Source organism: Pseudomonas sp. Larv2_ips (genome assembly GCF_963879675.1).
Lineage (GTDB): Bacteria > Pseudomonadota > Gammaproteobacteria > Pseudomonadales > Pseudomonadaceae > Aquipseudomonas.
In genome coordinates this window covers 1,718,885-1,743,743 of record NZ_CAWOAW010000014.1, presented here as the reverse complement: position 1 = coordinate 1,743,743, position 24,859 = coordinate 1,718,885, and the positions used below count along the sequence as shown (strand labels likewise).

The window sequence follows — 24,859 nt, the reverse complement described above, 5'->3', positions numbered from 1 at the left end:
TTCGATTGGTTACAGGCGTTTCAACTTTCACTTCATCGCCTAACTGCATGACGTCAAAGCAATTGGCTGGAACTGAGCGCCGATTCCGGCGACCATGGCGCCTTCGCCAAAACCAACCTCATCGCTGGAGTCCGCGTGCCGCAACAAACGCCTGATTTGCCCCCTGAGCTTCGTCCTCTGGCAGAAATGCCGCTGCTGAAACGGCTGGCCGCCCGCTTGTTTGGCCACGGCCTGACGCGTCTACGTGCGCAGCATCGGTTTTCCTGGCTGCACGGCCAGGCTGACGGATTTCGCAGCGGGCACGAAGCCGGTGTGGAATATGGCTATCGCGAAGGCAAGGCTGACGGAATAGAAGAGGGCCGCCAGGTATTGCTGATCCGTGACTTCCGGCCCGAAGAGCACAAGGCGCCAGGCGTGGATGACAGCCTGTTCGACGACTGGCGGCTGCCGCTCAGCGCCGACGTGAAGAAGCGCATGAAGGCGGATGTGGCGCGCTTACTGCCAGCCCATGCACAGCCGAGCAGCGCGCAATGGAAAATGATCTTCAGCGACACGCCTTCGACGTCGGTGATCGCCGGTGCGGGCGCCGGTAAGTCCACCTCCCTGGTGCTGCGGATCCTGTTGCTCACCCATTATCTGGGCTTTGAACTGAGCTCGATGACCGTGGTGACGTTCACCCGCGAGTCGCGCAAGGACTTCATCAACAAGCTCATGGAAATTCTCAGCCTGTGGGGCCAACCCCTTGGCAGCAAAGAAGCCCAGGCCGTGGTGCGTACCTTTCACTCGCGCATCTTGCCGATGGTACGCAGCTTGCCTGGCTTTGAACGGCTGCAGGCGTTCGAAAACCTCAGCAGTGGCGTCGAGGACGCGGACAGCAACCCATTCGACCTGCGCATCGGCGATGCCCAGCGCCAACAGATGAATGCCTGCTACCACCGGCTGCACGGCCGGCACGAGCGTTTCCGTGAACTGATTGCACCCTTGGCCCGTCATGGCCTGCAGCTCAAGGAGCTGGAGCGTGATCATCCGGATGTGCAAAAGCGCATCGCCGTCACCGAGTTGGCCGCCAAGCGTGATGAAGAACTGTGCGATGTCATCGAAGACCTGTGGTTTCGTGCGGGCGCGTGGCCGATCAAGGGCATTGAGCCGAGCCGTCAGACTTTTGAGATCAATGGCGCGCAGTTTCACTGTCACGGCTATATTCCCCAGTTGGACGCCAGGGTGGTGCTGGGCTTCGATTCACGCGAAAACGCCCAGATCAGCCGGCCTAATTCGAAGCTTTCGGTGCGTGCCGAGTGGGCAGTAAAGCGCACCCTGTTTCAAGCTTTCTGTCGTAAGCCTATGATTTGGCTCGATAGTTACGAATCTTCCAAGCGGCTATTAAGCAGCTTGGCCGGCGATGCTACCGCAGGGCCGGGCTTCGATTACAAGGTCAAAGGCGAACTCGCCTCGGCGCCACTGCTGGACAGCTTTGTCATGGCTGCCGGGTTCATCGAGAACCTCGGCCTGGACGTGCCGACTGCCGTGGGCCAGATGAGCTTTGCCAAGGACGATCCCGACCGCTTGTTTTTTGAAGCCCTGAGCATCTTCTGGAAAGCCCTGGAAGATCACCTGCTCGACCAAACGCCGCCGATCATGACCTACAACCGGATGTTTTCGCTGTTCGGCGAAAATACCCCGGAAAATCTCAAGCTGCTCAGCGATCCGTTGCTGCGGCCGATGTCGCACTTGATGATCGACGAGTTTCAGGACGTGTCACCGCAGATCGTGTCGTGGATTCGCGCCAGCCTGCGGGAAATCCGTAGTCGCGGCCCGGCGATGCACGTGGGCCGAGGCGCACAGCGCTCATCCTTGCTGTGTGTCGGTGATGACTGGCAGTCGATTTATGGCTGGCGCGGCAGTTCGCCCCAATACTTCATGGCATTCAACACCGAATTCCCGTCGCCGAGCACCACCCGCGTGATGCTGAGTGAGAACTACCGCAGCCACCAGCACATCATCGACGCCGCCGAGCATATTGTGCGCGCCGCCCCTGCAATCCCCGGCAAGAAAGCCAAGGCCAGTGGGGCGCCCAGGGCATTGGTACCCGTGACGGTGCTTGAGCGCGACGACGCTGCGTTGGGTCGGCAGTTGCTGGCGCACTACCAAAGAGGCGAATCGGTGTTAATGCTTTATCGAAAAAGTAGCGATAAGTTATTGATTCAAGAGCATATTCAGCCTGTAGTTAATGCTGATTCTAGCTTGCCGCTGCCGGCCCGCAGGCTGAGACAGCTGACTTACCACAGCGCCAAAGGACTACAGGCCGATGCGGTATTTCTACTCGGTGATTGTCAGCATGTGACCAGTTCGCCTTACAAGAATCAGGTCTACCGCATGGCTGGCCTGGGCAAGGCTGGTGACAGCGAACCGTATGACTCTGCCCAAAAAGACGAAGTGCTGCGCCTGGCCTATGTCGGGATCACCCGCGCTGTAAGCCATTGCTATTGGTTCGTGGAAAAGCCGGAAGGCCAGGGCGTGAATGTGCCCAGGGCTTCGGAACGGGTAGATGGCAACAAAGCGTTTTTCGACGATCAGCGCGGCCAGTGAGTGCAACGTGATGTGGGAAAGCCGCAGCCGTTCCCACATTAGCTACACGTCGCTTGATAACCTGAGATCAGGCCCGCAAGGACAGCGGCGGCACAAAACACTCCAGCTCATCTTCGACCGCTTCGATGATGCGCTCCACATCGGCGGCATTCATCACGGTGGCACAGGGAATGCCGGCAATCGCGATCAACGTTTCGCCGCTGCTGCGATCAAACAGGCGGGCGACCATGCTGCCGGGGGCGTCCATGCTCCCCTCAAAGCCCATCGGGTGAAAATGCCAGCGCATCAGCTGGCAAGCGTTGGGAAACGTCACTTTATTCATGTTGCCCACCTTCTTCATTGAGCGCTTCCTTTAGCTCGCGGCAGGGGCCATGACCGTCACTGGCCAGGGCATCGAAGACTTTCAAAATAACATCCGTTCGCAAGCGCAAGGTGACTTTTTTAGGCCCGTTGGGCAGTTCTTTTTCAATAACTTGATGTGGGTCATGTCCTACTACAAACTAGGCAAAAGGCCATTATTCGGAAGCGCCAATTGACCATTGAAGGCTGCCCTGAAATTCGGCACTCTCCAGGGTTTACCCGCAACAGAGCCGCCCATGCCGCAGACCGCCCCGGACGATGATTGCCAACACACCCAAGCCACGGGCGATCTGGTGCTGCGTCACCATCTGTGCTGGCGCCATCGTGATCTGGATGGCGTGATGTCCTATTACCACCCGGACATCCAGTACCACGACTTCTTCCAGAACCGCGTCATCGCCTACGCCGAACTGCGTGAATACCTGCAAGCCAGCATGCCGCGTGGCGCCGATGAAGCCATTGAGCACACCGACCGTATTCGTGCCGACGGCGACACCGCGTTCATCCAGTACCGCATCACCTTGCGGGGCGGCCAGGGCCTGGTGTCGTTTCGCACCAGCGAGGCCATCACTGTGCGCGACGGGCTGATCTGGCGGGTCAACGAATACGCGTCACTGGTGCACGAACAGGCGACCCCGGCCATGCGCCCCACGGTCAGCCGCCTGGGCTTGTCGCCCCAGCAATTGGGGCACATGGCCAATGACCTGCAACAGTATTTCGAACTCAAGCAACCCTATCTGGACCCGGAACTGGACCTGCAACGGGTTGCCAAGGAATGCGGCTACAGTCGCAATCAGATTTCCTACCTGTTGAACCAGGTGCTGGGGCAGAGCTTCTATCGCTACGTCAACCAGGCACGGCTTCAACACTTGCTGGCGGCGCTGGATAACGCCGTGCCACCGATCAAAGTCGATGACCTGGCATTCGCCGCCGGTTTCAATTCGCTGTCAGCCTTCTACAGTGCCTTTCGCCAGCACACCGGCCAGTCGCCCAAGGCCTACGTCAAACAAATTTCTCTGCGTGCACGCGCGCAAGACAGCCCATAACAGCGCGCTCTAGGATCCAGCCTATCGAAACGAGGTAGGGGAGCTTGGCATGCCGGCATGGCGCAATATCAGTTTATGGATGGACCAGTTGGACGACCCGCTGCTGGCGCGGCCGGCGCTGGAGCATGACTTGGACGTCAATGTGGCCATCATCGGTGCCGGGTACACGGGCCTGTGGACGGCCTATTACCTGAAACGCCAGGCACCTGAGCTGAAAATTGCAATTATCGAAGCGCAAACCGCAGGTTTTGGCGCCTCTGGCCGCAACGGCGGCTGGCTGATGGGCAATTTGCTCGGCGAAGATCGCCTGCTCGCCGGGCTTGACCCGCAGCAACGCCGCGCCTCCTTTGACCTGCTGCACGGGATTCCCGATGAAGTGGCGCGAGTGCTGGCCCGTGAGGGCATCGACTGCGACTACCGCAAGGGCGGCGCGCTGTACTGTGCTGCGCGCTACCCCGAGCAGGAAGGCAGCCTGCGCCGCTACCTCGAAAAACTCTACGCCCAAGGCCTGACGGCGGACGATTACCGCTGGCTGAGCCCGCAACAACTGGCCGAACAGGTCCGTATCGCCAAACCCTATGGCGGCATCTACGCGCCGCATGTGGCGACGATCAACCCGGCCAAACTGGTGCGTGGCCTGGCGCGCGTCGTGGAGAGCATGGGCGTCACCCTCTACGAAAACAGCCCGGTCACCCATTGGCAGTCCGGCAGCCTGCGCACCGCCAAGGCGGGTGTGCGGGCCGCCTGGGTGGTGCCGGCTGTCGAGGGGTATGCCACCACGCTGCCGCCGCTGGGTCGCTATCAACTGCCGGTACAAAGCCTGATTGTCGCCACCGAGCCACTGCCCGCCAGCGCCTGGGATGAAATCGGCTTGAGCCACGGCCAGGCATTCGGCGAAAGCAGCCGCCAGGTCACTTACGGCCAGCGTTCGGCCGACAACCGCCTGGTGTTCGGCGCGCGTGGCGGTTACCAGTTCGCCGGTAAATTGCGCCACAACTTTGACCTGACCGACAGCGAAGTGGAACTGCGTCGCTACCTGTTCGGCGAACTTTTCCCACAGTTGAAGAAGGTTCGGATTACCCATTCGTGGGGCGGCAACCTCGGCATGTCGCGTAACTTTCGACCGCACATGCTGTGTGACCACAAGACCGGCATCGCGCTGTCCGGTGGGTACGGCGGAGAGGGCGTAGGCGCCAGCAACCTGGGTGGCCGCACCCTGGCCGACTTGATCCTGGGCCTCGACACGCCGCTGACCACCCAGCCCTGGGTGATTCGCGAACGTGGCCTGGACGCGCTCAAGGCCTGGGAGCCCGAGCCGTGCCGCTGGCTGGGCTACAACGCGATCATTCGCAGTTTCGTCCATGAGGACCAGGTATTGGCCAACCCCAATACCGCGCCCTGGCGCCGCAAGTTGGCGACCGGCGTGGCCGGGTTCATGGAAGGTTTCATGCACTAAGACGTTTCACTCACACGGGAAAACCCATGAGCATCACTCAATTCAAAGACACGCTGAATGCCCACTTGCCGGACTCGTCACCGGTGGCCGTGCCCTTGGGCGAACCCGTCGCCGTGGCCTCGACCTTAAGTGTTGAGCGCGGCGACGGCGTCGAAACCGGCATCTGGGCGTGCACGCCGGGGCGCTGGCGTCGGCAGATCAAATCCCAGGAGTTTTGCCACTTTATCCAGGGCCGCTGCACCTTCACGCCCGATAACGGTGAAATCGTCCACATACAAGCCGGTGATGCACTGATGTTGCCGGCCAACAGCACCGGAATCTGGGATATCCAGGAAACCGTGCGCAAGACCTATGTATTGATTCTGTAACGCTTTGATCCTTGATCGCCTGCCATAAAAACAGCCCTAAAACCGCCAGGAAATCGAACCATGAAAGCCATTGCCCTGTTGCCCTTGATGTTGGTGGCCGCTATCAGCCAGGCCGCCGAGACGGTGAAGATCTATAACTGGTCGGACTACATTGCGCCGGACACCACCAAGAACTTCCAGCAAGAAACCGGCATCGGTTTCACTTACGACGTGTACGACAGCAACGAAACCCTCGACGGCAAGTTGATGACCGGCAAATCCGGGTATGACGTGGTGTTTCCGTCCAACCACTTCATGGCCCGGCAAATCCAGGGCGGCGCCCTGAAAAAGCTCGACAAGAGCCAGTTGCCGAACTGGAAAAACCTCAACCCGGTATTGCTCAAGGCCCTGGAAAACAACGACCCGGGCAACCAGCACGGCTTCCCGTACCTGTGGGGCAGCACGGGCATCGGCTACAACATCGACAAGGTCAAGGCCGTGCTGGGCGACAACGCCCCGGTGGATTCCTGGGACCTGATCTTCAAGCCGGAAAATATGGCCAAGCTGCAAAAATGCGGCGTGGCGATCCTCGACAACGGCCCGGAACTGCTGCCGGCGGCGCTTAACTACCTGGGCCTGCCGCACCACAGCAAAAAGCCCGAAGACTACAAGAAGGCTGAAGACCTGCTGATGAAAGTGCGGCCGTACGTGGCGTATTTCCACTCTTCGAAGTACACCGCTGACCTGGCCAATGGCGACATCTGCGTGGCCGTCGGCTTTTCCGGCGACATCCTGCAGGCCGAGAGCCGTGCCAAGGAAGCCAAGAACGGCGTAAACATCGGCTACAACATTCCCAAGGAAGGCGCCGCCATCTGGTTCGACATGGTCGCCATGCCGGCCGACGCGCCTGACGAAAAAGCCGGCTATGCGTTCATGAACTATCTGCTGCGCCCGGAAGTGATGGCCAGCATCACCAACTACGTGCACTACGCCAACGGCAACGCCGCAGCCGACAGCCTGGTAGACCCGGCGATCAAAGCCGACACCAAGGTGTACCCGAGCCCGGAAATGATGGGCAAGCTGTTTGCACTCGAAGCGATGCCGCTGAACATCGACCGGGTTCGTACGCGGGTGTGGAACACCATTCGTACCGGGCGATAGGCTTAGCCGCTGTGGCGAGCAGGCTTGCCGTGACAAGGCCCTGTTGTGGCAGGGCGCTGTTGTGGCAAAGACCTGCTGTGAGAAGCGGGCTTCCTGTGGCGAGCGGGCTTGCCCCGCGTTGGGCTGCGAAGCGGCCCCAAAACCTGCCGCTGAAGACTGTCTGATACACCGCATTCATGCCAACTGGGGCCGCTTCGCGCCCCAACACGGGGCAAGCCCGCTCGCCACAGTAACCCAGCTCGGCACGGTAGCCTTGCGCGCCACAATAAGCCTGCCAGCTGGAACGCGCCGGCTCGGCACAACCGTGCATGCCGTCAGGGGTTTTCCAGATCATGGCCCAAAGACTGGATAAACAACGAAAACAGCTCCGGCTGTGACGAGATATCCAGCTTTGCGTACAGGTGCCGCCGGTGCACCTTCACCGTGTCCGGCGAGATCTTCAGGCGCTCGGCCATGGCCTTGGACGAGAAGCCGCGCAGCACCAGGCGGGCCACTTCCAGCTCACGCTCCGAGAGCACGCCAGTGCCGAATTGGTTCAGCGCATCCCTGACCTGGCTGTGCATCGTCGGCGCGCGTTGGGCGCTTTGCTGCCAATGTTGCTGCATCAGGGGCAACACCCAGGCCGCCAGCAGGGTCATCAGCCCGGTCTCCTCGAGGCTGAAGCGCCGTTGCATGCCCAGCGACAGCGACAATGTCCCTGTACCCGGCACCTGCAGGATGAACTGCACCTCGTCTTCCAGCACGTTGTCGTGGAAGTAGTTGAGGAAGTAATCGCTCTGGCGAAAATGGTCCGGCGCGACTTCCTCCAGCCGGTACACGCCACTGGCATAACCCTCGCGACAGGCCTGGTAGAACGGGTCGAGCACATACAGGCCGTTGAGGTAGGCCAGCATCGACGCCGGCTTGCTGCTCGGCAGGGCGTCGTATTCCTCTAGGGCCTGGGGCGGCCCCGCCAGTGGATAAACAATGGCCAGGGCGTTATCGAAGGGCAGGCACTGCTGCAGCAACAGCACCAGTTGCTTCCAGAACCGCTCGGTGCCGATGTGAGCGACGGTGCGGCCAAGGCCTGCGTGCAGGCCGACCTCTTTGAACAGGCTCATGTCACAGGCTCCCGCCCTCAAAAGATTGGCCAAGGGTTCGGCTTTTGGCGAATACCGTCAAGGGGAGTACGCCAATAGGGGCATTGGCTGACAGGCCGGCAGGCGCTACCGTCAGCCTCATTTCGCGCAATTACAGGTAAGGAGTGGCTATGCGTGCACGTCAAATCGGCATCACGTTGGGGCTGGGCACGCCCGGCGAATTGAACGCCATCACCGATGTGCCGGGCGTTCGGGTCGGTCACAGTACGCTCAAGGCGTGTATCGACGGCAAACAAGTGCGGACCGGCGTCACCGTGATCCAGCCGCGCGACGGCGAGGCGCGCCAGCAACCGTGTTTTGCCGGGTACCACGTACTCAACGGCAATGGCGATGCCACCGGCCTTGAATGGATCAGCGAAGCGGGGTTGCTGACCACGCCAGTGGCCATCACCAACACTCACAGCATCGGCGTGGTGCGTGACACCTTGATCGCTCTGGAGCGTGAACGCCTGGCGGACCCGGCGGTGTATTGGTGCATGCCGGTGGTGATGGAAACCTACGACGGGCTGCTCAATGACATCTGGGGCCAGCACGTCAAGCCTGAGCATGTGCGCCAGGCGCTGGATAGCGCCCAAGGCGGCGCGGTGCAGGAAGGAGCGGTGGGCGGTGGCACCGGGATGATCTGCCATGAGTTCAAGGGCGGCATCGGCACCGCCTCGCGGCGATTGCCGGCCGAGCAGGGCGGCTGGACCGTCGGCGCGCTGGTGCAGGCCAACCACGGCAAGCGCCAGGAGCTGCGGGTGGAGGGTTACCCGGTTGGTCGTCACTTGATGGGCATTGCATCCCCCTTCGCCACGCGTGGCACGCCAGGCATGGGCTCCATCGTGGTGATCATCGCCACCGACGCACTGTTGTTGCCACATCAGTGTCGGCGTCTGGCGCAACGCGCCTCGATCGGCATCGCGCGCACCGGCGGCGGCACCGAGGACTCCAGCGGCGACCTGTTCCTGGCCTTCGCCACCGGCAACCGCGATCTGCCGCCAGCCGATTACGGGCGCAAAGGCTCGCCACTGAGCACCGCGTTGCAGATGGTCAACAACGATCACATCTCACCGCTGTTCACGGCCGCGGCAGAAGCCGTGGAGGAGGCGATCATCAATGCCCTGCTGGCCGGTGAGGACATGACCACGGAGCAGGGGGTCACGGTGCCAGGGTTGGCGGGTGAAACGTTGCTCGAGGCATTGGCGAGGTCCGGCTGGAGTGTGTCCCGGTAATAGGGGGCAACTAATAATTAATAGTGTAAGTAGTGGCTCTTTAATGTCGCCAATGACACCGTGACAATATATTGGATCCATTATCCAAGTGCGCCGCTCAACTTGAGCGGCTTTACTTCTATTTAATATTTAAATAACACAGGGTCTGCGCCCGTTGGGCAAATGCAATGGCCCCCAATAAACATTGCCCGCGACTTCCTTAAGTTGAATCCACGTCACATTTTCGCTGCGGAAATATTTGTAGACGAAAGATTTCAAGTTGTGTCAGTTTCGATACGCCTTCAAAAGAGGCGAGTGATAGGACGATCTCGCCCGCGGGGTTCCTATCGACCAAAGACTGATGCACTTGCAAACAAGGAAGTACGTTTATGTCAAAAGTAAAAGACAAAGCTATTGTTTCTGCCGCGCAAGCCAGCACTGCTTACTCGCAAATCGATAGCTTCAGCCATCTGTATGACCGTGGCGGCAACCTCACGGTGAATGGCAAACCGTCCTTTTCCGTGGACCAGGCAGCGGACCACCTGCTGCGCGATGGCGCCTCGTACAAGGATGTGAATCACAACGGCAAGATCGATCTGACCTACACCTTCCTCACCTCGGCTTCCTCGGCCACCCTGAACAAACATGGTATCTCCGGGTTCAGCCAGTTCAACGCCCAGCAGAAAGCACAGGCCGTACTGGCCATGCAATCCTGGTCGGATGTCGCCAACGTGAGCTTTACCGAAAGCGCCTCGGGCGGTGACACGCACATGACCTTCGGCAACTACAGCGGTGGCCAGGATGGCGCGGCTGCCTTCGCTTACCTGCCCGGCACCGGCGCAGGCTACGACGGCACTTCGTGGTACCTGACCAACAGCAGCTACACGCCGAACAAGACCCCGGACGTGAACAACTACGGCCGGCAGACCCTGACCCACGAAATCGGCCATACCCTGGGCCTGGCTCACCCTGGCGACTACAACGCCGGGACCGGCAACCCTTCGTACAAAGACGCGGACTATGGACAGGACACGCGTGGCTACAGCGTCATGAGTTACTGGAGCGAAAGCAACACCAACCAGAACTTCACCAAAGGCGGCGTCGAAGCTTACGCGTCGGGCCCGCTGATCGACGACATCGCCGCAATCCAGAAGCTCTACGGTGCCAACTACAGCACCCGCGCCGGCGACACCACCTACGGTTTCAACTCCAACACCGGGCGTGATTTCTACAGCGCTACGTCCAATGCCGACAAGCTGGTGTTCTCGGTATGGGACGGTGGTGGCAACGACACCCTGGACTTCTCCGGTTTTACCCAAAACCAGAAGATCAACCTCAATGAGGCCTCGTTCTCCGACGTTGGCGGCCTGGTGGGCAACGTGTCCATCGCCAAGGGCGTCACTGTCGAGAACGCCTTCGGCGGCTCGGGCAACGACCTGATCATTGGTAACAATGCAGCCAACCTCATCAAAGGCGGTGCCGGCAACGACATCATCTACGGCGGTGGCGGTGCGGACCAACTGTGGGGCGGCGCCGGCAACGATACCTTCGTGTACGGTGCCACTTCCGATTCCAAGCCGGGTGCTGCTGACAAGATCTTCGACTTCACCTCGGGTTCGGACAAGATCGACCTGTCCGGTATCACCAAAGGTGCAGGCTTGAGCTTCGTCAACGCATTTACCGGGCATGCCGGCGATGCTGTACTCAGCTATGCCTCGGGTACCAACCTGGGCACCTTGGCCGTGGACTTCTCCGGGCACGGCGTGGCGGATTTCCTCGTCACCACCGTTGGCCAGGCTGCGGTCAGCGACATCGTAGCGTGATGTAAAGCGCGCGGCGCTCCGGCGCCGCGCTCTATGATGGAGCAGAACATGCCGCGTTTTTCTCATTTGATCGCCTGTGCTTCACAGGTGTTGTTCGTGTCGGCAGGAGCCCACGCAATGGCTAGCAGTCTCGTTTTACCCACCACCGCCCAGTTGGCCGGCCACTGGCAGTTGCACCAGCAGGATCAAGTGTGCGCGTTGGACCTGTTGGACCAGCCGAACGCGCTGGCCGGTGACGTGGCGTGCGCCGCGCAATGGCTGGGCGATAAACCGCTGACCTGGTTGCCGACCCCGGATGGCATCTGGCTGATGAACGCCCAGGGCACCGGCATTATTCATTTGAACCGTGAAAAAGACGGCGAATATAAAGGGCAGACGCCTTCAATCCCCGAAGTTGTCCTGCAACGAACACCTTAATTAAAAGTTATAAGCATATAACCCGATTTTAATAGTTGGCCGCCCTACTGTGGGGCCTGGGCAACTAGTGCGCGTAATTCGCTTCAGGGAAGATCAGAAGATATGGCGAAGTCCCATGCGGTTGCGCCCTTATTCAGGGCGTTGGGTGAATACAAGAGTATTTTGATCAGCATCGGCTGTTTTACCGCATTGATTAACCTGTTGATGCTGGTGCCGTCGATTTACATGCTGCAAGTGTACGACCGTGTGTTGTCCTCCCAGAATGAAACCACCCTGGTGATGTTGACGTTGATGGTCGTCGGCTTCTTTGCGTTTATCGGCACGCTGGAAGTCATTCGCAGTTTTATCGTGATCCGTATCGGCAGTCAGTTAGAGCGACGCTTCAACTTGCGCGTCTACAAAGCCGCCTTTGAACGCAACCTGCAACGCGGTGAGGGGCACGCCGGGCAATCCCTTGGCGACCTGACCGTGATCCGCCAATTCATCACGGGGCCTGCGCTGTTCGCGTTCTTTGATGCACCGTGGTTTCCCATCTACCTGTTCGTGATTTTCCTCTTCAACGTGTGGCTCGGCGTGCTGGCAACGGCGGGCGCGGTACTGCTGATCGCGCTGGCGTGCCTGAATGAATACCTGACCAAAAAACCGCTGGGCGAGGCGGGCGCGTTTTCCCAGCAATCGACCCAGTTGGCCACCAGCCATTTGCACAACGCCGAGACGATCCAGGCCATGGGCATGCTCGGCGCGTTGCGCAAGCGCTGGTTCGCGGTGCATTCGCAATTTCTCGGCTATCAGAACAAGGCCAGCGACACCGGCTCGGTGATCACCTCGCTGAGCAAGTCCTTTCGCCTGTGCCTGCAATCACTGGTGCTGGGCTTGGGCGCCTTTCTGGTGATCAAAGGCGAGATGACGGCCGGGATGATGATCGCCGGTTCCATCCTCATGGGCCGCGTGCTCAGCCCCATCGACCAACTGATTGCGGTGTGGAAGCAGTGGAGCTCGGCCAAGTTGGCTTACCAGCGGCTTGACCAATTGCTGCGCGAATTCCCGCCGGAAGTCGAACACATGGCGCTGCCGGCGCCCAACGGTCAGGTCAGTTTCGAGCAAGTCAGCGCGGGCCCGCCCGGGCGGCGCGTGCCGACCTTGCATCAGGTCAGCTTCAACCTCGGTGCGGGCGAAGTGCTGGGCGTGCTCGGCGCGTCGGGTTCGGGCAAATCCACCCTGGCCCGCGTGCTGGTGGGTGTGTGGCCAACCCTGGCCGGCACGGTGCGCCTGGACGGCGCCGATATCCATCGCTGGGACCGTGACGACCTTGGCCCTCATATCGGTTATTTGCCCCAGGACATCGAACTGTTCAGCGGCAGCATCGCCGACAACATTGCGCGGTTTCGCGACGCCGACCCGGAACGCGTGGTGCAGGCCGCGCAACAAGCCGGTGTGCATGAGCTGATCCTGCGCCTGCCGCAGGGTTACGACACGGTGCTGGGCGACAACGGCGGTGGCCTGTCCGGTGGCCAGAAACAACGCGTGGCCCTGGCCCGCGCGCTCTACGGCGGGCCGCGCTTGATCGTGCTGGATGAACCCAACTCCAACCTCGACACCGTCGGCGAGGCCGCGCTGGCCAGTGCCATCGTGCAGATGAAAGCCCAGGGCAGCAGCGTGGTGCTGGTGACGCACCGGTCCTCGGCGCTGGCCCAGGCCGATAAATTGCTGGTGCTGAACGAAGGCCGTTTGCAGGCCTTCGGCCCCAGCCAGCAAGTGCTGCGCGCCTTGTCGGGCCAGCAGCAGGAAGCACCACGAGAAAAGGCCGGCGTGAGCCTCAGCCGTCAGTACCAAGCCGGAAGGAATCCAGGCGCATGAGCAGCCTTACATTTGAGCAACGTGATGCCGGTTTTTTCGTAAAAATGGGTTGGCTGCTGACCATCGTCGGCGCCGGCGGCTTCTTTCTCTGGGCCAGCCTGGCGCCTCTGGACCAAGGCATCCCGGTGCAAGGCACGGTGGTGGTGTCGGGCAAGCGCAAAGCCGTGCAAACCTTCAGCCCCGGCGTGGTCAGCCGGATTCTGGTGAAGGAGGGCGAGGTGGTCAAACAAGGCCAGCCGCTGTTTCGCCTTGACCAGACCCAGAACCAGGCCGACGTGCAATCCCTGCAAGCCCAGTACCGCATGGCCTGGGCCAGCGTGGCGCGCTGGCAGAGCGAGCGCGATAACCGCTCCAGCATCACCTTTCCGGCCGAGCTGAGCGCCAATCCCGATCCGGCCCTGGCCCTGGTGCTGGAAGGCCAGCGCCAACTGTTCAGCAGCCGCCGCGAGGCGTTTTCCCGTGAGCAGGGCGGGATTCGCGCGAATATCGACGGTGCCACCTCGCAACTCAATGGCATGCGCCGTGCTCGCAGCGACTTGTCCGCCCAGGCCCAATCCCTGCGTGACCAACTGGCCAACCTGCAACCCTTGGCCGACAACGGCTATATCCCGCGCAATCGCTTGCTCGATTACCAGCGCCAACTGTCCCAGGTGCAACAGGACCTGGCGCAGAACGCCGGCGAAAGCGGCCGCGTAGAGCAGGGCATTCTTGAATCACGGCTCAAGTTGCAGCAGCACAGCGAGGAATATCAAAAGGAGGTGCGCAGCCAACTGGCCGACGCGCAGCTGCGCAGCCTGACCCTGGAGCAGCAGCTCACCTCGGCCGGCTTCGACCTGCAGCATAGTGAGATCAACGCCCCGGCCGATGGCATTGCGGTCAACCTCAGCGTGCACACCGAGGGCGCCGTGGTGCGTGCCGGTGAAACCCTGTTGGAAATCGTGCCACAGGGCACACGCCTGGAAGTCGAAGGGCGTTTGCCGGTGAACCTGGTGGACAAGGTCGGCACGCACTTGCCGGTGGATATCCTGTTCACGGCCTTCAACCAGAGCCGCACCCCGCGCGTGCCGGGCGAAGTCAGCCTGATTTCTGCCGACCAGATGCTTGATGAAAAAACCGGCCAGCCGTACTACGTGCTGCGCACCACGGTGAGCGAGGCCGCACTGGAGAAACTCCATGGCCTGGTGATCAAGCCGGGCATGCCTGCCGAGATGTTCGTGCGCACCGGCGAGCGCTCGTTGCTCAATTACCTGTTCAAGCCGTTGCTGGATCGCGCCGGCTCCGCGTTGACCGAGGAATGAGCATGAAACCTGTGTTCATTTCACTGCTGTTGATGTGTGGCTCTGCCCAGGCTGCCATGGGCCCGTTTGATGTGTATGAGCAAGCCTTGCGCAACGATCCGGTGTTTCTCGGCGCGATCAAGGAGCGCGACGCCGGCCTGGAAAACCGCACCATCGGCCGCGCCGGGCTGCTGCCCAAGCTGTCGTACAACTACAACAAGGGCCGCAACAACTCTGAGGCGCACCTGCCGGACGGGCGCGGTGGCAACTACCGCGACGACCGCAACTACAACAGTTATGGCTCCACCTTCAGCCTGCAACAGCCGCTGTTCGACTACGAAGCCTATGCCAACTACCGCAAGGGCGTGGCCCAGTCGTTGTTCGCCGATGAAAGCTTTCGCGACAAGAGCCAGGCGCTGCTGGTGCGGGTGCTGAGCTATTACACCCAGGCCTTGTTTGCCCAGGACCAGATCGACATCGCCCGCGCCAAAAAGAAGGCCTTCGAGCAGCAGTTCCAGCAAAACCAGCACCTGTTCCAGCAGGGCGAAGGCACGCGCACCGACATCCTCGAAGCCGAATCGCGTTATGAACTGGCCACTGCCGAAGAGATCCAGGCGCTGGATGAGCAGGACGCGTCGCTGAGGGAGTTGGGCGCGTTGATCGGTGTGCAGAGCGTCAACATCCAGGATTTGGCGCCACTGAACCAAAGCTTCGCCGCCTTCACCCTGACGCCGGCCAACTACGACACCTGGCATGAACTGGCGATCACCAATAACCCAACCCTCGCATCCCAACGCCAGGCCGTCGAAGTGGCGCGCTATGAAGTTGAGCGCAACCGCGCCGGGCACCTGCCGAAGATCACCGCGTATGCCAGCTCGCGCAAACAGGAGTCCGACAGCGGCAACACCTACAACCAGCGCTACGACACCAACACCATCGGCATTGAAGTCAGCGTGCCGCTGTATGCCGGTGGCGGTATCTCGGCCTCCACCCGCCAAGCCAGCCGCGGCATGGAGCAGGCCGAGTACGAGCTGGAAGGCAAGACGCGCGAAACCCTGATCGAGTTGCGCCGCCAGTTCAGCGCGTGCCTGTCCGGGGTGAGCAAATTGCGCGCGTATCAAAAAGCCCTGACCTCGGCCGAGGCGCTGGTGGTATCGACCAAGCAGAGCATCCTTGGCGGCGAGCGGGTCAACCTGGATGCGTTGAACGCCGAGCAGCAGCTGTACAGCACCCGTCGCGACCTGGCCCAGGCGCGTTATGACTATTTGATGGCCTGGACCAAATTGCACTACTACGCGGGCAACTTGCGCGACACCGACCTGGCGAAAGTCGACGAGGCGTTCGGCCCGGTGAAATGAGCAGTTATAAAAACAATAAGGATGGTTTAGATGATCACCGATTCATCACGCTTCAAACCCTTTACCGCAGGTTCCTTGCTGCTGTTGTCCGTTGCGGCACAGGCGCAATACACCGAGACCGGTTTACTGGGTAACCCCGCCAGCTGGCGTTCGGCCGAGTTCCAGAGTGACTGGGGCCTGGACCGCATGAAGGCGAATGAGGCCTACGCCGCCGGGATCAGCGGCAGCGGGGTAAAAGTCGGCGCGCTGGACTCCGGGTTCGATACCGATCACCCGGAAGCCTCCAAAGACCGCTTCCACCCGGTTACGGCCACCGGCACTTACGTCAATGGCGGCGCGTTCAGCACCACCGGCGCGCTCAACCCCAACAACGACTCCCACGGCACCCACGTCACCGGCACCATGGGCGCGGCGCGCGATGGCGTGGGCATGCATGGCGTGGCGTACAACGCGCAAGTCTATGTGGGCAATACCAACGCCAACGACAGCTTCCTGTTTGGCCCGACCCCGGACCCCAAATACTTCAAGGCGGTGTACACCGCATTGGTGGATTCCGGCGTGCGCGCCATCAATAACAGCTGGGGCAGCCAGCCGCCGGACGTCAGCTACCAGACCCTCGACGGCCTGCACGCCGCCTACGCCCAGCATTACAACCAGGGCACCTGGCTGGATGCGGCAGCGGATGTGGCCAAGGCCGGCGTGATCAATGTGTTCAGCGCCGGCAACAGTGGTTACGCGAATGCCAGCGTGCGTTCGGCGCTGCCCTATTTCCAGCCGGAGCTGGAAGGCCACTGGCTGGCCGTTTCGGGCCTGGACAAGGCGAATAACCAGAAATACAACAAGTGCGGCATCGCCAAATACTGGTGTATTTCCACCCCGGGCGCGCTGATCAACAGCACCGTGCCCGGCGGCGGTTATGGGGTCAAGTCCGGCACATCGATGTCGGCGCCGCACGCCACCGGCGCCTTGGCGCTGGTGATGGAACGCTACCCGTACCTGAACAATGAGCAGGCGTTGCAGGTGCTGTTGACCACCGCCACGCAACTCGACGGCTCGATCACTCAGGCACCCAATACCACCGTGGGCTGGGGCGTGCCGGACCTGGGCCGGGCGATGCACGGGCCGGGGCAATTGCTCGGCTCGATGAACGTCAACCTGGCGGCCGGGCAGGGCGATGTGTGGAGCAACGGCATCACCGACCAGGCGTTGCTCCAGCGCCAGGCCGAAGACCGCGCCGAGCACACGGCCTGGCAGCAAACCCTGATCGACAAGGGCTGGCAAAACGGCGTGGGCGCAACTGCCAGCCAGCAGGACCAGACTGACTACGCGATCGGCACCGCCCGTGATCAAGCCGCCGCGAACCGCGTGTATGAAGGCAGCCTGATCAAATCCGGCGCCGGCAGTTTGCTGCTCAGCGGCGACAGCACCTACCGCGGCGCGACCAGCGTCAATGGCGGCCTGCTGGCGGTAAACGGCTCGCTGACCTCGGCAGTGACGGTGAACGACAGCGGCACCCTCGGCGGCTCCGGGCGAATCGGCGCCTTGGCGGTGAACAGCGGCGGCACCGTGGCGCCGGGCAATTCGGTCGGCACCTTGCAGGTGGCGGGCGATGTGAACCTGGGCGCGGGCTCCACCTATGCGGTGGAACTGACCCCGACCAGCAGCGACCGCATTGTCGCCGGTGGCAAAGCCGTACTGGGCGGCGGCACCGTCACCCTGGCGCTGGAAAACAGCCCCACATTGCTGAGCCAGAGCCAGGTGCAAAGCCTGATCGGCCGCCAATACACCATCCTGCAGGCGGCGGGCGGCATCCAGGGGCAGTTTGGCCAAGTGCTGCCCAACTACCTGTTCCTCGGCGGCACCCTCGACTATGCGGCCAACGGCGTGCAACTGGACGTGGGGCGCAACGGTGCGACCTTTGCCAGCGTTGCCGCCACCCGTAACCAGCGCGCTGTCGCCGCCGCTGCCGAGCAACTGGGCGCGGGCAACCCGGTGTATGAAAGCCTGTTGCAGTCCGATTCCGTGGCAACCGCTCGGCAAGGCTTGCAGCAACTGTCCGGCGAGGTCTACCCAGCGATTGGCGCGATGCTGATCAACGACAGCCTGCAGCTGCGTGATGCTGTGGGTGAGCGGCTGCGCCATGTACCGGTGAGCGGCGAAAGTAACCTGTGGCTCAAAGCCCTCGGCGCTTGGGGCAAGGCTGACAGCCGCAGCGAAACCGCAGGCTCGACCACCTCGATCGGTGGCTTGCTGGCCGGTGTGGACGGTGCGTTGGACGAGCAGACCCGCGTGGGTGTGGTGGCTGGCTACAGCGACAGCTCCTTGAACCTGGGCAGTGGCACGCACTCATCGGCGTCCATCGACAGTTACCACTTCGGTGCGTATGCCGGGCGGGAACTGGGTGACTGGCGCGTGAGCGTCGGCGGCGCCTACAGCTGGCATCGCGGTGATGTGAAACGCGACCTGCAATACGGCGACGTCAGCGGCAAGCAAAAGACCAAGCTGGATGCACGCACGGCGCAGCTGTTTACCGAGGCGGCGTACCGCATTCACCTGCAACCGCTGGCGCTGGAGCCGTTCGCCAACCTGGCCTACGTGCACCTGGACAGTGACTCATTCCACGAAAAAGGCGACGCCGCAGCCCTGGAGCGTGGCAGTGACCGGCGTGATGCGGTGCTCAGCACCCTGGGCCTTCGCGCGTTGAAAACCTTGCCTTTGAATGACCATCAGCGGCTGGAACTGTCCGGCTCGCTGGGCTGGCAGCACAGCCTCACGGCGGTGGAATCCGAAGAACACTTGGCGTTTGTTGCCGGCGGGCCGTCATTTGCCGTGCGCAGTTCGCCGTTGCTACGTGACGCGGCGCTGGTTGGCGTGCAGGCCAGCCTGGCGTTGAGCCCGACCACACGGGTCAACCTGGATTACAACGGCCAGTTGGGTGGCCGCGAGAAAACCCAGGGCGTGGGGCTGAGCCTCAACTGGCAGTTCTAGAGAGCAACGCAGGTCAAGAACTGTGGGCGCTGGCACGCCAGCGCCCACGTTAGACAGGCGACGCTGCAGAAAAGTGATTCACATACCGGCAATAAGAAAACTAAGGAAGGTCACCGTGAACAAACGCAAGTCAGGGTTAATCACCGCCACTCACACCGGCCCGGGCTACCCGCTCAAGGCCTTGAGCTGCGTGCCATACGGCGCGTTGCTGTGCTGCCTGGCAAGCCTGGGAACCGCCCAGGCCGCACCCTATGTGGAAGCGGGCAAGCTGGGCGACGCGGCCAGTTGGCGCAGCAATGAATTCAAGGCCGACTGGGGCCTGGGCGCGGTGCACGCAGATGCCGCCTACGCCGCGGGCTACACCGGCAAGGGCGTCAAGCTGGGGATCTTCGACCAGCCGGTGTACGCGCAGCACCCGGAATTCGACAGCCCCGGCAAGGTGGTGACCATTGTCACCGAAGGCATTCGCCAATACACCGACCCCTACATTCCGGTGAAGGCGGGCGATGCGTTCCGTTATGACGGCACGCCATCCAAAGACTCCAACGGCAAGCTGGGTAACCACGGCACCCACGTCGGCGGCATTGCCGCAGGTAATCGCGATGGTGGGCCAATGCACGGCGTGGCGTTCAATGCGCAAATCCTCAGCGCCGAAAACGGCGACCCGGGCCCGGAAGACGGGATCATCCTCGGCAACGACGGCGCGGTGTACAAAGCCGGTTGGGATGGGCTGGTCGCCAATGGCGCGCGCATCATCAACAACAGCTGGGGCATCGGTATCGGTGACCAGTACGCCAAGGGCGGCCGCGATCCGGCATTCCCCAATTTCACGGTCAATGAAGCGCAGGCGCAGTTCAACGTTATCCGGCCGATCCTCGGCACGCTTGCCGGCGGGGCTTATCAAGGCGCAATCGACGCGGCCCGCAGCGGCGTGCTGACCATCTTTGCCGCCGGTAACGACTACAACCGCAACAACCCGGATGCGATGTCGGGCCTGGCCTACTTCGTGCCGGACATTGCGCCAAACTGGCTGTCGGTGGCGGCCTTGCAGCAAAACCCGGACACCGCCAGCGCTGATCCTTATGTGATCAGTACGTTCTCGTCGCGCTGCGGGTACGCGGCAAGCTTTTGCGTGTCGGCGCCGGGCACCAAGATCTTCAGCTCGATCATCAACGGCACCGATCTGTCAAACCTCACCACCGACTGGGCCAATAAAAATGGCACTTCCATGGCCGCACCCCACGTGGCCGGCGCTGCGGCGGTGTTGATGGAACGCTTCCCGTACATGAGCGGCGATCAGGTCTCCACCGTGCTCAAAACCACCGCCACCGACCTCGGCGCGCCAGGCATCGACGCGCTGTACGGCTGGGGCATGATCAACCTGGGCAAGGCGGTCAACGGCCCGGGAATGTTCATTACCGGCGCTGATATCCCGGCCGAGTTTCGCATCGACGGTGCGTATGGCAACGGGCAGTTCGTGGCGAATTTGCCAGGGATCGGCGCCGTGGTGGATGCCGGCAAACCGACCCAGCGTCTGTGCACCGACGTGCACTGCGGGCTGGACGTGTGGAGCAACAACATCTCCGGCCACGGCGGCCTGACCAAGCAGGGCATCGGTGCACTGGTGCTGACCGGCAACAACACCTACAGCGGCCCGACCCTGGTCAATCAGGGCTTGCTGGCGATCAATGGCTCGGTCACCTCCGACGTCACCGTCAGCCAGAGCGGCGTGGTCGGTGGCTCGGGGCGTATTGGCTCGCTGTCCGCGAAAAGCGGCGGCACCGTGGCGCCGGGTAATTCCATCGGCACGCTGAATGTGGCTGGCAATGTCACCTTCGACGCGGGCTCGACCTATGCGGTCGAGTTGTCGCCGACCAGCAGCGATCGCATCGTCGCCGGTGGCACGGCCACACTCAATGGCGGCACCGTGACCCTGGCCCTGGAAAACAGCCCGACACTGCTGACAAACGCGCAGGCCCAGAGCCTGATCGGTCGCCAGTACAACATCCTGCAAGCCGCAGGTGGGGTTACCGGTAGCTTCGGTGCGGTACTGCCCAACTACCTGTTTATCGGTGGCACGTTGAACTATGCCGCCAACGGTGTGCAGTTGGATGTGGCGCGTACCAACAGCTTCGCCAGTGTGGCCGTCACGCCCAACCAACGTGCGGTCGCCGCGGCGGCAGACCAGTTGGGCGCGGGCAACGCGGTATACGAAAGCCTGTTGCTGGCGCCGACGGCGGCCTCGGCGCAGGGCGCGTTCCAGCAATTGTCCGGCGAAATCTACCCGGCGTTGCAGAGCGCGCTGGTCAACGACAGCCGCTACGTGCGTGAAGCCGTGGGCGAGCGCTTGCGCAATGGCGAGATGGGCGCTACCAGCGAAACCCTCGACAGCCGTGGCAACGTGTGGGTCAAGGCCCTGGGCGCCTGGGGCAAAACCGACAGCCGCAGCGACACGGCGGGCTACACCACGTCGCTGGGCGGCATGCTTGTGGGCGTTGACGGTGCGTTGGACGAGGCGACCCGGATCGGTCTGGTCGCCGGCTACAGCGACACCTCGTTGAACATGGGCAACGACACCCACTCACGTGCCTCGGTCGACAGCTACCACTTTGGCGCCTACGCCGGGCATGAGATCGGTGCCTTGCGTTTGAGCGGGGGAGCGACCTACAGCTGGCATCGCGCCGATGTGAAGCGCGACCTGCAGTACGGTGATGTGGCCGGCAAGCAGAAAGTCAAAGTGGACGCGAGCAGCACGCAGGTGTTTGGCGAAGCGGCTTACCGCGTCAATCTGCAACCGCTGGCCCTTGAGCCTTTCGCCAACCTGGCTTACGTGCACCTGGACACCGATGGCTTTACCGAAAAAGGCGACGCCGCCGCGCTCAAAGGCCACGACGACAGCCGCGATGTGGTGTTGAGCACCCTGGGCATGCGTGCATTGAAGACCTTCAATGTGAACGATCACCAGCAACTGGAGGTGTCCGGCACCCTGGGCTGGCAGCACAACCTGAGCAGCACTGATTCCGAGCAGCACCTGGCGTTCGCGTCGGGCAGCCCGTCGTTCGCGGTTGAAAGCGCGCCGATGGTGCGCGATGCCGCACTGGTGGGCGCGCGGGTGAGCCTTGCCTTGAGCAAAGAGGCGCGGGTGAACTTTGACTACAACGGCCTGCTGGCCAGCAAGGACAAAGTGCACGGTGTGGGGGTGAGCCTCGACTGGGCGTTCTAAAGGTTTCATAACCTTCGCATGCGGGCCAGGTGTCCGGTGGGTGCATGCCAGCTCCCACCGGACACCTGGCCCGTCGCTGAAACGTGTTTTCGCTTTCTCTACAAATCCAACAACAGAGAGGCACTACCATGGGTATCTTTGACTATAAAAACCTTGGCACCGAGGGTTCCAAAACGTTGTTCGCCGATGCCATGGCGATCACGTTGTATTCCTATCACAACCTGGATAACGGCTTTGCCGTGGGCTACCAGCACAACGGGTTGGGCTTGGGGCTACCGGCCACGCTGGTCGGTGCGCTGCTCGGCAGCACGGATTCCCAGGGCGTGATCCCTGGCATCCCGTGGAACCCGGATTCAGAAAAAGCCGCCCTTGAGGCGGTGCAGAAAGCCGGTTGGACACCGATCAGCGCCAGTGCCCTGGGCTACGCCGGCAAGGTCGATGCACGTGGCACCTTCTTTGGGGAAAAAGCCGGCTACACCACGGCCCAGGTCGAGGTACTCGGCAAATACGATGACGCCGGCAAGCTGCTCGAAATCGGCATCGGTTTTCGTGGCACTTCGGGGCCACGGGAAACCTTGATCAGCGACTCGATCGGCGACTTGATCAGCGATCTGCTCGCGGCCCTGGGGCCCAAGGATTACGCGAAAAACTACGCCGGCGAAGCCTTCGGCGGCTTGCTCAAGAATGTTGCCGACTACGCCGGTGCCCATGGCCTGACCGGCAAGGACGTGGTGGTCAGCGGCCACAGCCTGGGCGGGCTGGCGGTCAACAGCATGGCGGACTTGAGCAACCACAAATGGGCGGGGTTCTACAAGGACGCCAACTATGTTGCCTATGCCTCGCCGACCCAGAGTGCCGGCGACAAGGTGCTCAATATCGGTTACGAAAACGACCCGGTGTTCCGCGCGCTGGACGGCTCGTCGTTTAACCTGTCGTCGCTGGGCGTGCACGACAAACCCCACGAGTCCACCACCGATAACATCGTCAGCTTCAACGACCACTACGCCTCGACGCTGTGGAATGTGCTGCCGTTTTCCATCGTCAACCTGCCCACCTGGGTCTCGCATTTGCCGACGGCGTACGGCGATGGCATGACGCGCATCCTCGAGTCCGGCTTCTACGACCAGATGACCCGTGACTCCACGGTGATTGTTGCCAACCTGTCCGATCCGGCGCGGGCCAACACCTGGGTGCAGGACCTCAACCGCAATGCCGAGCCCCACAAGGGCAACACGTTCATCATCGGCAGCGACGGCAACGACCTGATCCAGGGCGGCAACGGTGCGGACTTTATCGAGGGTGGCAAAGGCAACGACACGATCCGCGACAACAGCGGGCACAACACCTTTTTGTTCAGCGGCCACTTTGGCAATGATCGCGTGATTGGCTACCAGCCCACCGACAAACTGGTGTTCAAGGACGTGCAAGGAAGCACCGACCTGCGTGACCACGCGAAGGTGGTCGGCGCCGATACGGTGCTTACGTTTGGGGCCGACTCGGTGACGCTGGTCGGCGTGGGGCATGGCGGGCTGTGGACGGAGGGCGTGGTGATCGGCTGATTACTCACGCAACCGATCAGTGCCAGTGCTGCCCCCGCCAGCCACCGCCCCAATTGGGCCGGTGGGGGTAGCCATAGCCATAACCGTAATAGTGATGTGGGTAGTAGTAAGGGCGTGGCGCGTAGCCCCAATGCCCGTAATAAACCGGTGGCGGTGGTTGCACCACGATCACCCGCGGTGGCTGGCGAATGATGAGGGTGTCGGCGAATGCTGGCGCGCAGGCCAGGGCCGCCAGGGTCAGGGGAATCAGTAAAAGAGCGCGTACCGTGCGGGACATGAGTGCCATGGCCGTCGTTCCTCCGTTGTGCCGCGTTCGAAAATAAAAGCGGCTTATCGGTTAAACGCCCAGGCGGGAAAAATCCTTCGGTAAATAAATCTTCATTGATCAGCGGCGCAGCCTTGCGACGGATTACGTGCGCCTGACGCGTTTAATCAGCACCTGCGAGATGTTTCGCGCGTCATGTGAGGAGCTGAGCATGTCCCGACTTCGATTGCTGCTGTGCGCCCTGGTACTGCTGGGGTTGGGCGGGTGTGCGGTGTACCCGGCCTATCCGGGCCCATGCTGCTACCGGCCGTACTACCACTCGTACTATTACCATCCCTACTATCACCCGTATTACCACCCGTACTACCGGTACTGAACCTGCAACAAAAAGCCCCGCATCTGCGGGGCTTTTTTTATCAGTTTTCCTTGCGTACCGTCGCTACGTCATCGGCCTTGACGCGCACATGCTTGCCAGCGATGTCGGTGAACTCGTAGAAGCCGTCGGCCGTCTTGGTTTTAGGGGTGTCCTTGGTCAGATACTGCGTACCATTTTGCAATGTCACCACGGTTTGCGTTGAGCAACCGGCCAAAAGCAGAAAAGTGAGTGCAACCAGCGGCAGACCCAAATTCTTCATGTTCATAACCCTTACCTTTAACCCTGAAAAGTCCCGCAGCCTATGGGTGCGGGCCGTAAATGTTACGCCATCAACTGAGCTATCTGATCCTTTTTATTAGAAAAGTTGCGTGCGCCATTTATCTATTACCGATTGCAACAACGGGTGCGCGACGGCACTCTGTATGCAT

Annotated in this window: 19 protein-coding genes; 15 read left to right on the top strand and 4 right to left on the bottom strand. The window is 61.5% G+C overall.

The genetic code is table 11. The annotated features are described in order from the left end of the window. Window positions 1-135 precede the first annotated feature (135 nt). Window positions 136-2,586, top strand: a complete 2,451-nt coding sequence (locus tag AACV02_RS14700; RefSeq protein WP_119740598.1) for a UvrD-helicase domain-containing protein — start codon at window positions 136-138, stop codon at window positions 2,584-2,586. 67 nt (window positions 2,587-2,653) lie between these two features. On the opposite strand, the gene AACV02_RS14695 is transcribed toward AACV02_RS14700, so the two are convergent. Then, window positions 2,654-2,926, bottom strand: a complete 273-nt coding sequence (locus AACV02_RS14695) for a DUF1652 domain-containing protein (protein ID WP_106578097.1) — start codon at window positions 2,924-2,926, stop codon at window positions 2,654-2,656. 256 nt (window positions 2,927-3,182) lie between these two features. Between AACV02_RS14695 and AACV02_RS14690 the strand changes: the two genes are divergently transcribed. Genes AACV02_RS14690 through AACV02_RS14675 form a run of 4 tightly spaced genes read left to right on the top strand, consistent with a single transcriptional unit; the run spans window position 3,183 to window position 6,956 of the window. Beyond that, complete coding sequence (locus tag AACV02_RS14690; protein ID WP_119740596.1) at window positions 3,183-3,992, top strand: helix-turn-helix transcriptional regulator; 810 nt, start codon at window positions 3,183-3,185, stop codon at window positions 3,990-3,992. Between the two features lie 49 nt (window positions 3,993-4,041). Continuing rightward, window positions 4,042-5,448 carry an NAD(P)/FAD-dependent oxidoreductase gene (locus AACV02_RS14685; RefSeq protein ID WP_106578099.1) on the top strand — a complete coding sequence of 469 codons (1,407 nt, stop codon included), beginning with the start codon at window positions 4,042-4,044 and terminating at the stop codon, window positions 5,446-5,448. 26 nt (window positions 5,449-5,474) lie between these two features. After that, window positions 5,475-5,816 (top strand): cupin domain-containing protein, encoded by a 342-nt coding sequence (locus tag AACV02_RS14680; RefSeq protein ID WP_106578100.1) that lies wholly within the window; start codon window positions 5,475-5,477, stop codon window positions 5,814-5,816. Between the two features lie 60 nt (window positions 5,817-5,876). Further along, entirely contained in the window at window positions 5,877-6,956 is a 1,080-nt protein-coding gene (locus AACV02_RS14675) for a polyamine ABC transporter substrate-binding protein (protein ID WP_119740593.1), read from the top strand. Window positions 6,957-7,270: 314 nt separating this feature from the next. Here AACV02_RS14675 and AACV02_RS14670 read toward each other — a convergent pair whose 3' ends face one another. Continuing rightward, window positions 7,271-8,056, bottom strand: coding sequence for a helix-turn-helix transcriptional regulator (locus AACV02_RS14670; RefSeq protein ID WP_119740591.1), 786 nt, complete (start codon window positions 8,054-8,056; stop codon window positions 7,271-7,273). A gap of 149 nt (window positions 8,057-8,205) precedes the next feature. Here AACV02_RS14670 and AACV02_RS14665 point away from each other — a divergent pair, with 149 nt between their 5' ends. The 9 genes from AACV02_RS14665 (at window position 8,206) to AACV02_RS14625 (ending at window position 23,790) form a co-directional block, all read left to right on the top strand. Next, window positions 8,206-9,309 (top strand): DmpA family aminopeptidase, encoded by a 1,104-nt coding sequence (locus AACV02_RS14665; RefSeq protein ID WP_119740589.1) that lies wholly within the window; start codon window positions 8,206-8,208, stop codon window positions 9,307-9,309. Between the two features lie 368 nt (window positions 9,310-9,677). After that, window positions 9,678-11,111 (top strand): serralysin family metalloprotease, encoded by a 1,434-nt coding sequence (locus tag AACV02_RS14660; RefSeq protein ID WP_119740587.1) that lies wholly within the window; start codon window positions 9,678-9,680, stop codon window positions 11,109-11,111. Window positions 11,112-11,159: 48 nt separating this feature from the next. After that, complete coding sequence (locus AACV02_RS14655) at window positions 11,160-11,528, top strand: protease inhibitor Inh/omp19 family protein (protein ID WP_106578105.1); 369 nt, start codon at window positions 11,160-11,162, stop codon at window positions 11,526-11,528. A 102-nt stretch (window positions 11,529-11,630) separates the two neighbouring features. After that, window positions 11,631-13,385, top strand: a complete 1,755-nt coding sequence (locus AACV02_RS14650) for a type I secretion system permease/ATPase (RefSeq protein WP_119740585.1) — start codon at window positions 11,631-11,633, stop codon at window positions 13,383-13,385. Beyond that, entirely contained in the window at window positions 13,382-14,683 is a 1,302-nt protein-coding gene (locus AACV02_RS14645) for an HlyD family type I secretion periplasmic adaptor subunit (RefSeq protein WP_119740583.1), read from the top strand. Before AACV02_RS14650 ends, AACV02_RS14645 begins: the two co-directional genes overlap by 4 nt. Window positions 14,684-14,685: 2 nt before the next feature. Further along, window positions 14,686-16,020 carry a TolC family outer membrane protein gene (locus AACV02_RS14640; RefSeq protein ID WP_106578108.1) on the top strand — a complete coding sequence of 445 codons (1,335 nt, stop codon included), beginning with the start codon at window positions 14,686-14,688 and terminating at the stop codon, window positions 16,018-16,020. A 30-nt stretch (window positions 16,021-16,050) separates the two neighbouring features. Continuing rightward, window positions 16,051-19,008 (top strand): autotransporter serine peptidase EprS, encoded by a 2,958-nt coding sequence (gene eprS / locus AACV02_RS14635; RefSeq protein ID WP_119740581.1) that lies wholly within the window; start codon window positions 16,051-16,053, stop codon window positions 19,006-19,008. 115 nt (window positions 19,009-19,123) lie between these two features. Continuing rightward, window positions 19,124-22,231 carry an autotransporter outer membrane beta-barrel domain-containing protein gene (locus AACV02_RS14630; protein ID WP_119740579.1) on the top strand — a complete coding sequence of 1,036 codons (3,108 nt, stop codon included), beginning with the start codon at window positions 19,124-19,126 and terminating at the stop codon, window positions 22,229-22,231. A gap of 128 nt (window positions 22,232-22,359) precedes the next feature. Further along, window positions 22,360-23,790 (top strand): polyurethane esterase, encoded by a 1,431-nt coding sequence (locus AACV02_RS14625; RefSeq protein WP_119740577.1) that lies wholly within the window; start codon window positions 22,360-22,362, stop codon window positions 23,788-23,790. 16 nt (window positions 23,791-23,806) lie between these two features. Here AACV02_RS14625 and AACV02_RS14620 read toward each other — a convergent pair whose 3' ends face one another. Next, a complete protein-coding gene (locus AACV02_RS14620; protein ID WP_119740575.1) occupies window positions 23,807-24,076 on the bottom strand; it encodes a hypothetical protein in 270 nt (89 codons plus the stop codon). Window positions 24,077-24,266: 190 nt separating this feature from the next. On the opposite strand from AACV02_RS14620, the gene AACV02_RS14615 reads away from it, so the two are divergent. Then, a complete protein-coding gene (locus AACV02_RS14615; protein WP_164487936.1) occupies window positions 24,267-24,431 on the top strand; it encodes a hypothetical protein in 165 nt (54 codons plus the stop codon). A 40-nt stretch (window positions 24,432-24,471) separates the two neighbouring features. Here the strand turns inward: AACV02_RS14615 and AACV02_RS14610 are convergent, their stop codons facing one another. Beyond that, complete coding sequence (locus AACV02_RS14610) at window positions 24,472-24,696, bottom strand: YgdI/YgdR family lipoprotein (RefSeq protein ID WP_106578113.1); 225 nt, start codon at window positions 24,694-24,696, stop codon at window positions 24,472-24,474. Window positions 24,697-24,859: the final 163 nt, after the last annotated feature.

What these genes read in the sequence shown, in the direction of transcription:
- AACV02_RS14695 (WP_106578097.1), bottom strand. Translation starts at nt 2,926, where the DNA reads ATGAAGAAGGTGGGCAACATGAATAAAGTGACGTTTCCCAACGCTTGC.
- AACV02_RS14690 (WP_119740596.1), top strand. Translation starts at nt 3,183, where the DNA reads ATGCCGCAGACCGCCCCGGACGATGATTGCCAACACACCCAAGCCACG.
- AACV02_RS14685 (WP_106578099.1), top strand. Translation starts at nt 4,042, where the DNA reads ATGCCGGCATGGCGCAATATCAGTTTATGGATGGACCAGTTGGACGAC.
- AACV02_RS14680 (WP_106578100.1), top strand. Translation starts at nt 5,475, where the DNA reads ATGAGCATCACTCAATTCAAAGACACGCTGAATGCCCACTTGCCGGAC.
- AACV02_RS14675 (WP_119740593.1), top strand. Translation starts at nt 5,877, where the DNA reads ATGAAAGCCATTGCCCTGTTGCCCTTGATGTTGGTGGCCGCTATCAGC.
- AACV02_RS14670 (WP_119740591.1), bottom strand. Translation starts at nt 8,056, where the DNA reads ATGAGCCTGTTCAAAGAGGTCGGCCTGCACGCAGGCCTTGGCCGCACC.
- AACV02_RS14665 (WP_119740589.1), top strand. Translation starts at nt 8,206, where the DNA reads ATGCGTGCACGTCAAATCGGCATCACGTTGGGGCTGGGCACGCCCGGC.
- AACV02_RS14660 (WP_119740587.1), top strand. Translation starts at nt 9,678, where the DNA reads ATGTCAAAAGTAAAAGACAAAGCTATTGTTTCTGCCGCGCAAGCCAGC.
- AACV02_RS14655 (WP_106578105.1), top strand. Translation starts at nt 11,160, where the DNA reads ATGCCGCGTTTTTCTCATTTGATCGCCTGTGCTTCACAGGTGTTGTTC.
- AACV02_RS14650 (WP_119740585.1), top strand. Translation starts at nt 11,631, where the DNA reads ATGGCGAAGTCCCATGCGGTTGCGCCCTTATTCAGGGCGTTGGGTGAA.
- AACV02_RS14645 (WP_119740583.1), top strand. Translation starts at nt 13,382, where the DNA reads ATGAGCAGCCTTACATTTGAGCAACGTGATGCCGGTTTTTTCGTAAAA.
- AACV02_RS14640 (WP_106578108.1), top strand. Translation starts at nt 14,686, where the DNA reads ATGAAACCTGTGTTCATTTCACTGCTGTTGATGTGTGGCTCTGCCCAG.
- eprS (WP_119740581.1), top strand. Translation starts at nt 16,051, where the DNA reads ATGATCACCGATTCATCACGCTTCAAACCCTTTACCGCAGGTTCCTTG.
- AACV02_RS14625 (WP_119740577.1), top strand. Translation starts at nt 22,360, where the DNA reads ATGGGTATCTTTGACTATAAAAACCTTGGCACCGAGGGTTCCAAAACG.
- AACV02_RS14620 (WP_119740575.1), bottom strand. Translation starts at nt 24,076, where the DNA reads ATGGCACTCATGTCCCGCACGGTACGCGCTCTTTTACTGATTCCCCTG.
- AACV02_RS14615 (WP_164487936.1), top strand. Translation starts at nt 24,267, where the DNA reads ATGTCCCGACTTCGATTGCTGCTGTGCGCCCTGGTACTGCTGGGGTTG.
- AACV02_RS14610 (WP_106578113.1), bottom strand. Translation starts at nt 24,696, where the DNA reads ATGAACATGAAGAATTTGGGTCTGCCGCTGGTTGCACTCACTTTTCTG.